The sequence below is a fragment of the Candidatus Cryosericum hinesii genome, assembly GCF_003570985.1.
Lineage (GTDB): Bacteria > Caldisericota > Caldisericia > Cryosericales > Cryosericaceae > Cryosericum > Cryosericum hinesii.
This window is the reverse complement of the sequence record NZ_QXIW01000027.1, coordinates 19,596-32,246: the sequence shown is the minus strand read 5'-3', so window position 1 is coordinate 32,246 and position 12,651 is coordinate 19,596. Positions and strand designations below refer to the sequence as shown.

10 protein-coding genes and 1 pseudogene are annotated in these 12,651 nt (G+C 54.9%); 10 read left to right on the top strand and 1 reads right to left on the bottom strand.

The features are described 5' to 3' along the window. Positions 1-46 precede the first annotated feature (46 nt). The 7 genes and pseudogenes from SMC3_RS05135 to SMC3_RS05105 all read left to right on the top strand — a co-directional run bounded on the left by SMC3_RS05135 (position 47) and on the right by SMC3_RS05105 (position 7,533). Positions 47-1,000, top strand: coding sequence for an ABC transporter ATP-binding protein (locus SMC3_RS05135; protein WP_119087702.1), 954 nt, complete (start codon positions 47-49; stop codon positions 998-1,000). Positions 1,001-1,004: 4 nt separating this feature from the next. Further along, positions 1,005-1,967 (top strand): ABC transporter ATP-binding protein, encoded by a 963-nt coding sequence (locus SMC3_RS05130; RefSeq protein ID WP_119087701.1) that lies wholly within the window; start codon positions 1,005-1,007, stop codon positions 1,965-1,967. Positions 1,968-2,044: 77 nt separating this feature from the next. Then, positions 2,045-2,460 (top strand): annotated as a pseudogene (locus tag SMC3_RS05125) (glycosyl hydrolase 2 galactose-binding domain-containing protein); the annotation flags it as partial. A gap of 93 nt (positions 2,461-2,553) precedes the next feature. After that, the gene (locus SMC3_RS05120; RefSeq protein WP_165846589.1) at positions 2,554-4,467 is read left to right on the top strand and encodes a glycoside hydrolase family 2 protein; all 1,914 of its coding nucleotides are present in this window, start codon (positions 2,554-2,556) and stop codon (positions 4,465-4,467) included. A gap of 43 nt (positions 4,468-4,510) precedes the next feature. Next, entirely contained in the window at positions 4,511-5,851 is a 1,341-nt protein-coding gene (locus SMC3_RS05115) for a GH1 family beta-glucosidase (protein ID WP_119087699.1), read from the top strand. Between the two features lie 96 nt (positions 5,852-5,947). Continuing rightward, positions 5,948-6,946: a carbohydrate kinase family protein gene (locus SMC3_RS05110; RefSeq protein WP_119089908.1), complete on the top strand. Its 999-nt coding sequence runs from the start codon at positions 5,948-5,950 to the stop codon at positions 6,944-6,946. 38 nt (positions 6,947-6,984) lie between these two features. Then, entirely contained in the window at positions 6,985-7,533 is a 549-nt protein-coding gene (locus SMC3_RS05105; protein WP_119087697.1) for a D-lyxose/D-mannose family sugar isomerase, read from the top strand. A gap of 89 nt (positions 7,534-7,622) precedes the next feature. Here SMC3_RS05105 and SMC3_RS05100 read toward each other — a convergent pair whose 3' ends face one another. Continuing rightward, complete coding sequence (locus SMC3_RS05100) at positions 7,623-8,327, bottom strand: HAD family hydrolase (RefSeq protein WP_119087696.1); 705 nt, start codon at positions 8,325-8,327, stop codon at positions 7,623-7,625. A 280-nt stretch (positions 8,328-8,607) separates the two neighbouring features. Between SMC3_RS05100 and xylB the strand changes: the two genes are divergently transcribed. From xylB to SMC3_RS05085, 3 genes are all read left to right on the top strand, one after another. After that, positions 8,608-10,086 (top strand): xylulokinase, encoded by a 1,479-nt coding sequence (xylB, locus tag SMC3_RS05095; RefSeq protein WP_119089907.1) that lies wholly within the window; start codon positions 8,608-8,610, stop codon positions 10,084-10,086. A 16-nt stretch (positions 10,087-10,102) separates the two neighbouring features. Then, positions 10,103-11,422, top strand: coding sequence for a xylose isomerase (gene xylA / locus SMC3_RS05090; protein ID WP_207799676.1), 1,320 nt, complete (start codon positions 10,103-10,105; stop codon positions 11,420-11,422). A gap of 145 nt (positions 11,423-11,567) precedes the next feature. After that, complete coding sequence (locus SMC3_RS05085; protein WP_119089905.1) at positions 11,568-12,542, top strand: sugar ABC transporter substrate-binding protein; 975 nt, start codon at positions 11,568-11,570, stop codon at positions 12,540-12,542. The last annotated feature ends 109 nt before the right edge of the window (positions 12,543-12,651 follow it).

Sequence of the window (12,651 nt, the reverse complement as noted above, 5' to 3'; positions counted from 1 at the left end):
GGGCTGGACGAAGTCTTTAACCCGAAACTCAGGGAGATGTGACCGCATGAGCCTGCAAGTAAAGGACCTTACCGTCTACTACCAGACCCTGAAAGGAGACGTCCACGCGCTGGAGAGCACAACATTCGGCATCGCGGATGGAGAAATCATGGGACTGGCCGGCGAATCGGGCTGCGGGAAAACCACGCTTGGCCAAAGCCTGATCTTCTTGCATCCCCCTATGAAGCTGATCAAGGGAGGAGTGACACTCGACAACAAGGAGCTGCCGATCGGCGATATGGAGAGAATGAACAACTTCCGGTTCAAGAAGGTCTCCATCATCCCGCAATACGCCATGAATGCCATGAACCCGACGCGGAAGATTGGGAAGATGGTGGCCGACTTGCTCAAGTCGAGAAACGTAGATTTCAAGTCTCTCCTGCCTGAACTGAAGAGGCGACTGGACTTGGTCAAATTGTCATACGACGTGCTGAACATGTATCCCATCGAGCTTTCTGGGGGCATGAAGCAAAGAATGGTGATGGTTCTGTCTACCATGCTCAACCCTTCACTGCTCATTGCAGACGAGATCACATCGGCACTCGATGTCTCCAGTCAAAAGGCAGTTTCAGAGATGCTGGTCCAGTTTCGGGACCGGGGATACTGCAAGAGCGTGATCGTTATTACGCATGACATCTCGGTATTGTACCAGATTGCCGATACCATCCTGATCATGTATGCGGGACAATTGGCAGAGAAAGCCCCTACCGATGTCATCGTGCACTCTTCGCAGCATCCGTACACGAAGATGCTGATATCAACGCTTCCTGAAGTTGGCGTGAGGTACGTCGATAAACAACTGGCAGGCATTCCCGGAGGACCACCGCTGTTGCTCAAGCCTCCGGTTGGATGCCGGTTCAGGGAACGGTGTCCCCTGGCCTTTGAGAAATGTCTTGAGAAACCGCCATTCGTCGAAACGGAGAAGGACCACTTTGTCGCGTGCTGGAAGGCAGGTACCTGAGGAAATGCTTACACTTGACGGGGTGTCAAAGGTCTACAGGGTTGGGACGTTTGGGGGCAAGAGCCTCGTTGCGGTCAATGACGTCAGCTTCGACGTGGGCGACAGCGAGGTTGTGTCACTGATTGGCGAAAGCGGAAGCGGGAAGACCACGATAGGGAAGATGATATTGCATCTCACTTCGATCAGTTCCGGGGCAATTCGTTTCAACGGGGTTGATGTTTCGCGTCTGAATGGGCGCGCACGCAAGGAATACTACCGGCACGTCCAAGGGGTCTTTCAGGACCCATTCAGTTCCTATAACCCCATCTTCAAGGCCGATCGGATTTTCAGAACAATCAGAGAAGAGTTCTTTCCCAAGATCGATAGCCACGAATGGAACGAGAAGATCGATAGTTCGATGAGGGCTGTCGGTCTGAACCCCGACGAGGTCTTGAACAAATTTCCCCACCAGCTGAGCGGTGGGCAGCTGCAGCGCTTTCTCATTGCGCGTGCCCTTCTGCTCGACGTTCAGTTTCTCGTGGCAGATGAGATCATCAGCATGCTCGATGCATCCACTCGAGTTGGTGTTCTCAACTTGCTGGCAGAGCTTAAATCTCGTGGGCTGTCTATTCTCTTTATTACACACGACCTCTCTCTAGGCTACTACATAAGTCAGAAGTCGGTGATCCTCTATAGAGGGTGTGTTGTAGAGATGGGCCCGACGGAGCAGGTCTACCACCATCCGCTGCATCCATATACGAAGATGCTTATGGCCTGTGTTCCACGGCTGGGCATGAAATGGGAATGCGGCGAGATAGAAGTGACGAACCCGAACGTGAAGCAGCCAGATCTTCCCAGTGGCTGTGCGTATTATGACAGGTGTCCTGTGGCTGGCAACAAGAGAGACTGCAGCACATCACCGTCGTTGGTGGAAGTGGAGCCCGGTCACTTTGTTGCTTGCTGGCGCCAGACGAAACAGGAATCCTGAGGCAGAAGACGGCTAAGGGGTTGTCATTCCTTTAAGATATATAGCGGAGCGGAAGAGGACAAGGCGACCATAACGAGGTGGCAGGGTTGATACGGAGTCTGGCAGGGAAATGGCAGATCAGCGACGACGAAGGGCAGTATGCCTTCGCCGGGGATGTGCCCGGGACAGTCCAGGGAGACCTTGTCCAGCAGGGATTGGTGCCACATCCGTACGTGGGCACCAATGAGACAGCTATGCGAGATCTCGAGAACAAGTCCTGGACCTATGTCAAAGAGTTCGAACTGGATGATTTGCCGACAGAGGAAAATGTGGAACTGGTCTTCGAAGGTGTAGATACGCTTTCGGACATTCGCCTTAATGGAAGATACCTCGGCAGTACAGAGGACATGTTCCTCGAGTACAGATTCGACATCAAAGATGTGCTCAAGACAGGGAAAAATGTGCTTGAAGTGCACATCAAGTCTCCNNGTCGATACGGGCCTACATCAGAAAAGCTCAGTATTCCTATGGTTGGGATTGGGGCATCCGGTTGCCGACGTCAGGGATCTGGAGACCCGTTGTTTTCGAGTCCTACAGCAGAGCACGGTTGACAGGGTGCACGGCATCCCTCGAAGAACAGGACGACAAGACCGGGCGGGTAAGAGTTTCGGGGTACGTGGCAGCCGGTACCGACCTTGGTGACCTCGGAGACTACAGGGTGGAAGTCAGGGTTCAGGACGCAGTTGTCGTGGAGCTTCCCATTGAGTATGTCGGGGATGAACTCCACTTTGAAGGGACCTTCTCCCTACAGAATATCCGCCTCTGGTTCCCGAACGGCTTGGGCGAGCAATACCTCTACGCGTTCGAATTCATCTTAAACAATGATGGTGCACCTGTCTGCAGCGAAAAGGAAAGGATAGGCCTGCGCACCGTCACGCTCACGAGGGAGCAGGATGCCGAAGGCGAGTCCTTCATCTTCACTGTCAATGGCAGACATGTCTTTGCAAAGGGAGCAAACTGGATACCAGCTGATAGCATCCTGAGCTGGATACAACCGGATGACTACAGCAGACTCATCCATATGGCACGAGACGCGAACATGAACATGCTGAGAGTCTGGGGCGGCGGCATATACGAGGACAAGCAGTTCTATGCTCTGTGTGACGAACTTGGGATCATGGTATGGCAGGACTTCATGTTCGCCTGCGCCGAGGTTCCTGACCATCTTGAATGGTTCCGGCAGCTGAGCGACAGGGAAGTACGAGAAGCAGTCAGGAACCTGCGGTATCATGCAAGTATCGTTCTGTGGTGCGGCAACAATGAGAATAACTTCGGATTCGACGAATGGCCCATGATGGGGCACAAGATCAATGGCGAGTATCTTGGCAACAGACTGTACCTGCAGGATTTCCCCATGATCTGTGCCCGGGAGGATCCTTCAAGGCCCTATTGGCCGTCGAGCCCGTATGGTGGAGATAAGGCGAATTCCGCTGGATATGGTGACCAGCATGTGTGGAATGTCTGGTCAGGCTGGGCGGATTATAAGAGCTATGCTGACGAAAATGGGAGATTCATCAGCGAATTTGGGTTCGAGTCCGCTCCTGATGCGAAGACGATTGATTTCTTCGCCACAAAGAAAGAGCAGAACATCCTTGGCTCCGTCATGTTGAGCCACAACAAGAAAGTGGAAGGGCAGGAACGGATCCTCCGTTTTATCAATGCTCACTTTGGTCTGACAACGGATTTCGGTGCGTTTATTTATCTCTCGCAGCTCGATCAGGCAGAAGCCATCAAGTTTGGCGTGGAACATTGGCGAGCGAGGAAGTACCGGACGGCAGGCACGCTGTACTGGCAGTTGAACGACAGCTGGCCCGTGTTCAGCTGGTCATCGGTGGATTATTTCAAGAGGCCGAAGGCCTTGTACTACTATGCGAGGAGATTTTACGCGGATATCTTGCCCATCGTCCGCTACGAACCCTCAGACAAGGCTGTCAGCGTCACGGTCGTGAATGATCGCTACGAGGACACGCTCGTGGACATGGCGCTGGAGATCTGGGATACTGGAGGAACGAAGATCTGGGAGAAGAAGTATGGAGGACTTCGACTTCTGAGGGACTCGGTCTCCACGGTTGACCTCATCACTATGGACGAGATCCCGGCCAAGACGCTGTCGGACATGGTGATGCATGTGAGGGTCGTCTGCGGCGACCAGCAGTACGATAACTATGCCCGGTTTGGTGAGTTCAGGGAGATGCACCTCATGGATCCAGAGGTGTCGTACGTCAGAGAAGGTGACAGCCTGGTCTTCCGGTGCACAAGGCTGGCGTTCGGCGTTCATGTAGCAACCGAAGACGATTGTCTCCTTTCGGACGATTTCTTCACTCTGGTCCCATCGGTTGTTGTGCGCGTGAAATGCCCTTCGGACCGGATTCACGTGACAAGCCTGTACGACTACCTGGACAAGGATAGTGGACACGGGGAAGCCGTGCACGAAGTGACACGTACTGAAGCACAGAAGTGAAGATGGTTTCGAGGAACAAGGACAAACAGGAGCGAGGGGTGATATGGTAACATTCGCAAAGGATTTCAAGTTTAGTGTCGCGACATCGGCCTATCAAGTTGAAGGAGCTGCTGCAGAAGACGGCAAGACCCCTTCCATCTGGGATACGTTCTGCAGGGTACCCGGTAAGGTGTACGAAGGACAGACCGGCGACATCGCCTGTGATCACTATCACCGGTACAAGGAAGACGTCAGGATATTGAGAGAGCTGGGAGTGGACTCCTACAGGTTCTCGATTTCGTGGCCAAGAATATTCCCGGCCTATGGGGCGTACAATCCCAAGGGTATGCAGTTCTATAAGGACCTGATCCACGAACTGCAAGAGAATGGCATAGAGCCTGTCGTTACTCTCTATCACTGGGATCTGCCGATGTGGGCCTACGAAAGGGGAGGATGGCTGAATAGAGAGTCAGTCACATGGTTCAAAGAATACGCAACGAGAGTATTCGAGGAGCTCAATGATTCCGTGAAGTCCTGGATAACCCATAATGAGCCATTCTGTGCGTCGATTCTGGGATATGACTTGGGAATACATGCGCCTGGCCACAAGGATCTGGGAGAAGCCCTCATTGCGGCACACCACATCCTGCTTTCTCATGGAGTTGCAGTTCAGGCATTCAGGGAGTGTGGTTTCAGAGACAGCAAAATCGGCATAACACTCAACTTGACGCCGTCCTCTCCTGCGTCCAATTCCAGGGAAGACATGGAAGCAGCTTCCAGATCGGATGGATTGTCCAACAGGTGGTTTCTGGATCCTGTTTTCAGGTCCTCGTATCCCGAAGACATGAAAGAGGCCTTTGGCAAGATCGTGGGGGATTTTGACTTCATCAGGGACGGCGATCTGCAGACGATATCGGCCAGGAATGACTTTCTGGGAGTCAACTACTATACGCGTTCGCTGGTCAAGTTTGTCCAGGACGGCGTCTTGAACTACCAGGAAGTCCCGGGAGATCCCAAGAATACTACTGCCATGGGGTGGGATATCTGTCCGCAGGCCCTCGAGGATCTTCTCCTGAGACTGAGGAGAGAATACACACAGATACCCATCTACATCACGGAAAACGGTGCTGCTTTTGACGATGTCCTGACCAATGACAAGCACGTCCACGATGCGCAGCGCATTGACTACATCAAGGCACATCTCAGCAAGATCGCCGAAGCGAATATGCAGGGTGCAAATGTCCAAGGGTACTTCCTGTGGTCACTCCTCGACAATTTTGAATGGGCCTGTGGTTACTCAAAGAGATTTGGGATCGTACATGTCGATTTCGGGACCCAGGAAAGATCCCTGAAAGACAGCGCGTTGTGGTATAGGGATACTATCAGGAGCAGGACCATTGAGTAGTATACGGCATTGTTCCTCCTTGCTTTCACATCTCCGCCCGATCAGTATGCTGACAAGCAGTCTGGAAGTCTACCCTATGACTGAGGGAGCAATAGTATGCTGAAACCAGTTCTCTGTGGAGGAGAAATCCTGCTTGATTTTCTTTCAAAGGATGTGGGTAAAGGGCTAGCCGATAGCATGCTCTTTGAAAAAAGGCCTGGTGGTTCCATCTTCAATGTTGCCGTCGGTCTGAGAAGACTGGGAGTCCCAGCTTCTCTGTTGACGAAACTGGGGGGCGATGAGTTCAGTCAAGGGCTGATGAGTGTCATCACGGAAGAGAAGATCAATACTGAGTGTCTGCGAAGGGATCCCGACCTGAAAACTACTCTCGCCTTCGTGGCACTGAACGAAGAAGGAAAGCCCGAGTTCAGATTCTACAGGGATCATGCAGCCGATACCAAATTGACTGTCTCTGAAATAGAGCACATAAATCCCCAGGACTATTCCATGTACCACTTTGGTTCGATCGCCCTGCTTGAAAAACCCGCCTCGGACGCGTATCTGGAGCTACTGGACATGTTCCATGGGGAGAAGGTGACTACTTCATTTGATCCCAACATAAGGCCGTCACTGATACATGATAGAAAATCGTTCCTGCAGATGTTCTACAGGGTATCTGAAGTAGTTGACATTCTGAAGATGAGTGACGATGACCTGGAATACATTACTGGCCTGGCAGACGCAAGAGAGGGTTTGCGGAAGATGCCAGACAGAGCGAATGCGCTGATTCTCGTCACTCTTGGCAAGAATGGAGCCATAGCTTCTTGCGGGGGTCAGTCCAGACACGTCCCCACGTTCAACAGAGTGAGAGTCAAAGACACAACTGGCTGCGGAGACGCTTTCATGGCGGCAATTTTATCTGGACTGTTGAACAGTGGCGACTTCACGGCCCTTTCGATGTCAAAACTGACAGGTATTGTGACGTTCGCAAATGCTGCAGCCACGATCGTCGGTACACGCTATGGAGCAGCCAATGCTATGCCACGTCTTCGAGAAGTCGACAGGTTCCTCTCTCGTCACAAGAATGAGGATGTGCAGGATGGCGTATCTGGGTGACCGTAAGGGGAAATTGGTGAACGCGAGGAGGTATCGCAATGATAACAAGAAGTCAAGTGAAGAAGGTCCAGGAACGAACTGTCGCCATGATGGAAGAAGCACACATTGTCCTGACGCCCAGCGAGAAGGCCAACATAGAGGTTGCCGAGTACGGGCTGGGTGACTTCGAGCGTCAGGGGTTGGAACTCGTCGTGTATGTAAACACCGACCGGTATTGCGCAAAGGAAATGACCTTGTTTCCTGGTCAGACTTGTCCGGAGCATAGGCATCCGTCAGTGGGGGGCAAGTCGGGGAAGATGGAGACCTTCCGTTGCAGGTGGGGGAAGGTCTGGCTGTATGTCGAGGGAGAGCCTGTGAGTCATCCGCAGGCGACGGTGCCAAAAGGAAGTGAGGCTTATTACGCGGTGTTCCACGAAATCGAGCTGCTTCCCGGCTACCAGTACACCATCCCTCCGAACACTCTCCATTGGTTCCAGGCAGGTCCCGAGGGTGCGATCGTCTCAGAATTCTCCAGCACGAGCAGCGATGAAACTGATGTCTTCACCGACCCTCGCATCAAGAGGATACCCGAAATCATAGAGGATTGAGCGCCGCGTAGTGTAGCGTCGTAGAAGATTGAGCGCCGCGTAGTGTAAGCGTCGTAGAAGACTGAACACTGCGTGCTGTGGTTCCAGACTCAGTAATTCGCCAGGACCCAGCTCTCGAAACCGAGGCTGTCGGAGACGTGGTCGGCCCCCGATGACGCTGCGTCGCCGATGACGTAGTCTGTCACGAGGTAGGTCTCGATACCGACCAGACGTGCTGACATATCTTCAGTGCAATCGTTGCCCACCACGACCGCCTGCGTGGGATCGACGTTCATGGTGGTAGCAACGTGCTGCCAGTATTCCGCATTGGGCTTGCAGTAGCCGCAATTCTCCATCGTACTGATGTATTCGAACGTATCCGAAGAGAATCCGGCCCATGCCAGCCTCTTGTAGGTGGCCAGCTGTGGGAAGATGGGATTGGTCGTCAGCAGGACGCGGTATCCCTTTTCGCGCAGGTACACGACGCTCCGGTGGAGGGGTTCGTTGCGTCTCATAACATCGTGGACGTTGTCGAAGGTCGTCGCGTAGAACTCCATGATGCGATCCCAAACGGCCTGTTGGTCGACGCCTTGATACAAGGCCTCGAACTCTCTCCTGAACTTCACCAGGTTGCTGCTGCCCGGGCTTGTGTCCGCCTGCATGCGCGACGTCGCAGCGAGGATGTTACTGGCTAGTCCCTCTGCGGGAAGGAGGCCGTGCAAGGCACGTGTGAGTTCACCGAAATACGCATGCATGAACTCGTTTTCGTCTGCGCCCAGTAGTGTACCGTCAAGGTCGAACAGAAAAGTCTTCATTCAGTACTCTCCTCATGTGGCTGATGACCCGCGAGAGTATATCAGCAATTTCCGGCGTTCTCATGATGATTTTGAAACGTGCATTCCAAGCTGTGTGCAACCGGAAGCGCGCGAACTGTTGACTTTCCTACGAAACTTTCTAGTATTGCTAATAGAACGTTATGAACAGATTGATTGCATTGATTGGGCATCTGGAATCGCTGTTGAAATGTGGAGTCTGGCCTGCACCTAATTGTGAATGGGGCGTGCAGGGGGGTAAGAACGAGACGGGATGGCATAGATGAGGGAATGTATCATTGGTATCGATGCGGGGACAGCGTCTGTTAAGGGATTGCTGGTCGATGCGTCCGGTACGATTATCGCAACAGCCTCGGCCCCGATTCGGCTATCGACGCCCCGACCCGGGTGGGCCGAGCAAAGCCCGGAAGACTGGTGGAAGGCGACCATTCAGCTCCTGGACACACTTACCGTTGATCGTAATCTCGAGATCCTCGCCGTTTCGATATCCGGTCAGATGCATAGCCTCGTGCCGCTTGATGCGGTGGATGACGTCGTGCGCCCCGCCATTCTGTGGTGTGACCAGCGCACGCAGCAGGAGTGCGTCGAACTGACCGAGGCCTGCGGTGGTGAGCAGGAAGTCATCAAGACATTCGGCAACCCCGTGTTGACGGGATTCACCGCGCCAAAGTTGCTGTGGCTGCGCACCAACGAACCTGACAATTTTGCCCGCATTGCGCGGTTCTGCCTGCCCAAAGACTATCTCGTCCTCAAGTTGACCGGCCGGCTCGCCATAGAACCTTCAGATGCGTCTGGCACGTCGCTCTACCGCGTGCGCGAGGGCGTGTGGGACGATCACATCCTGGATGTCTTGGCAGTCCGGCGTTCGATGCTGCCGGATCTGGTGGGCGTCGGTTCGGTCATCGGAGCGATCACCTGCCCGGATCTGCCACGGCTCAGAGGTGTTCCGGTTGTTGCCGGAGGGGCGGACAATGCGGCGTCGGCATTCGGGTGTGGTGTCGAGAAGCCTGGCGATACAGTCGTCAGTCTGGGGACCAGCGGTACAGTTGTGGCCGTTACCGCCACTCCGAACCCGGATCTCACGGGTCGGGTGCACCTGTTCAGTCATGTCACCAAGGACTGCTACTATCACATGGCGGTCATCCTTTCGGCTGCGGGAGCGCTCGACTGGTTCCGGCAGCGCTTCGCTCAGAACCTTTCCTATGGTCGTATCGAGGAGATGGTCGGGCAGAGCCCGGTGGGCAGCAACGGTGTCCTCTTCCTTCCGTACCTCAATGGAGAGCGTACGCCGCACCGCGACCCTGACGCCAGGGGCGTCTTGTACGGTATGAGCTCGTTCAACAGCCAGGGGGACATGTTGCGTGCTGTCCACGAAGGTGTCGTCTTTGCGTTGCGAGAGGGAGCTGAGAGCATCGCTGATATGGGGACGCCAATGACCAATGTGCGCGTCGTTGGCGGAGGTTCGCGCTCGCACGTCTGGTGCCAGATGCTGGCGGACAACCTCGGGACGCCCATTTGGAGTCCCCTGGTGGACGAGGGCGCAGCATATGGGTCGGCGCGCCTCGCGGCCAACGCGGCGGGCATTGACACGACCGGATGGGTAAAGCTGGTCGAGCGCTACGAGCCGGATGAGGAGAAAGGTCGCCTGTATGCTCCCTGGTTCACGGAGTACAAGGAACTCTATCAAGCATTGCGAGAACGTTTCAAGATATCTGCCCGGCTAGTGGAACGGCGCAGCTAACCAGAAGGAGACCATCATGATATTCGACAACATCACCGCGATTGCCTATGAGGGACAAGGATCGACAAACCCGCTTGCTTTCAAGTACTACAAGGCAGACGAGATAGTGCTCGGCCGTACGATGGCGGACTGGACGCGCTTTGCCGCTGCCTATTGGCACACGCTGGGCGCCGATGGCACCGACATGTTCGGCTGGGGGACCATGCAGCGGCCATGGACGACGATCAGCGACCCTATGGACAAGGCGAAGGTCAAGGTCGATGCCATCTTCGAGTTCTGTGAGAAGCTCGGCATCCCGTTTTTCTGCTTTCACGATCGCGACATTGCCCCCGAAGGGGACACCCTGCGGGAGACCAACCGCAACCTGGACGTTATCGTTGGACTGATCGAAGACCACATGAAGACTAGCCCTGTCCGCCTGCTGTGGGGCACCGCCAACATGTTCAGCAACCCCCGCTTTGTCCATGGGGTGGCCAGCTCCTGCAACGCCGACATCTTTGCGTTCGCCGCCGGGCAGGTCAAGCATATGCTGGAGGTCAGCAAGCGCCTCGGTGGGCAGAACTATGTCTTCTGGGGCGGTCGTGAGGGGTATGAGACCCTGCTCAACACAAACTATGGTCTGGAGCAGGACAATATGGCGCGCTTCTTCCACATGGCCGTCGACTACGCTAATAAGATCGGGTTCACAGGGCAGTTCCTCATCGAGCCCAAGGCCTTCGAGCCGTCGAAGCACCAATATGATTTCGATGCCGCGAACGCACTTGCCTTCCTGCGCGGCTACGGCCTCGACCCCTTCTTCAAGTTCAATATCGAAGCCAACCACGCGACCCTTGCCGGTCACACCTTCCAGCATGAGTTGCGCTACTGCCGCGTCAATGGGAAGCTGGGCAGCGTCGACGCCAACCAGGGCGACCCCCTTCTTGGCTGGGATACTGACCAGATGCCGACTGATGCGTATGCCTCCACACTCGCGATGATGGAAGTCATCAAGAACGGCGGCCTTCAGCCGGGCGGACTGAACTTCGACGCCAAGGTGCGCCGCGCTTCTTTCGAGCTCGACGACCTGTTCATGGGGCATGTAGCCGGCATGGACACCTTCGCTCTAGGTCTGCGAGCGGCTGCAAGGCTCATTGGAAGTGGCGAGCTGGACAGATTTGTCGAACAGCGATATGCGTCTTATGCTACCGGTATCGGTAAGGAAATCGTGGATGGCAAGGCGGATTTTGCAAGTCTTGAAACCTATATCCTCGACAAACAGCCGGCGCCCAGCCGTTCGGGTCGGCAGGAGTACCTGGAAACGCTCGTGACGCAGGCAATCGTAGACTGCCTGCATTAGTGCGGGGTCCCGACACAAGTGTGATGGGACGAGCCAGCCCTCTGGGGTTGGACTTGGCATTGGCACGCTAGGTCAGATTTTCTGCCAAGCGTGACGTTCCGTGATACTGGCAATGATGCCAGAATAGTTCAAGGAGGAATGGCTCATGAAGAGAACGTTTAGGGCAATCGTNNCTCCCGTGGCGCAGAAGCTGAAGATTGGCCTGTCTCTTGCCACGCTGCAGGAAGAGCGGTGGGTCAGGGACAAGGATCGTATCACCAAGGATTGTGCTGACCAGGGCATCGAGCTGTTGACACAGATCGCCAACATGGATGCCGCTACGCAGGAAAGCCAATGCGAAAACCTCTTCACCCAGGGCATCAACGTCCTCATCCTTGCACCGCAGGATGCTGCTGCCGCCGCAACGATCGTCGACAAGGCGCGTGCCGCAGGCATCAAGGTCATCTCCTATGACCGCCTGGTCATGAATACTGCCAACGACGACGTCTACATCTCATTTGATAACGTGCAAGTCGGCGTGCTCCAGGGTACCTGGCTGACCACTGCTGTTCCGAAGGGCAACTACGCTATTCTTTCCGGCGCCCCGACCGACAACAATGCCAAGCTCTTCAAGCAAGGAGCCATGAGCGTCATCCAGCCTCTTGTCGACAAGGGTGACATCAAGATCGTTGCCGACCAGGCTGTTGTTGAATGGAAGCCCGAGAATGCGCAGAAGATCATGGAGAATGCGCTGACGGCCAACAAGAACAACATCCAGGGCATTCTTGCTCCGAACGACGGCACAGCCGGTGGCTGCATCCAGGCGCTCGCCGCTCAGGGTCTTGCCGGCAAGGTTCCGATTACCGGTCAGGACGCTGAACTGGCCGCTGCTCAGCGTATCGTCAAGGGTACCCAGGGCATGACAGTCTTCAAGGACACCCGTATGCTTGCCGACGCTGCCGTCGAAGCAGCCCAGACAATGTTTGCCGGCCAGCCTCTCACCAAGGCTACCCAGACCGTCAATAACGGCACGATGGATGTTCCTTCTATCCTGTTGGTCCCCGTCGCTGTCACCAAGGAGAACATCGACGTTCAGCTGATCGACAGCGGATACCTCCAGAAGGCAGACGTCTACAAGTAGGAAGTCATTGTACAAACCAGGGAGCGGGCTCGCCCGCTCCCCCAGTGAGTTCCGGAAGGACATGGAGGTGCGGGAACCCTGCCGATCGAGTGTGCGGGACCCAGCGAAA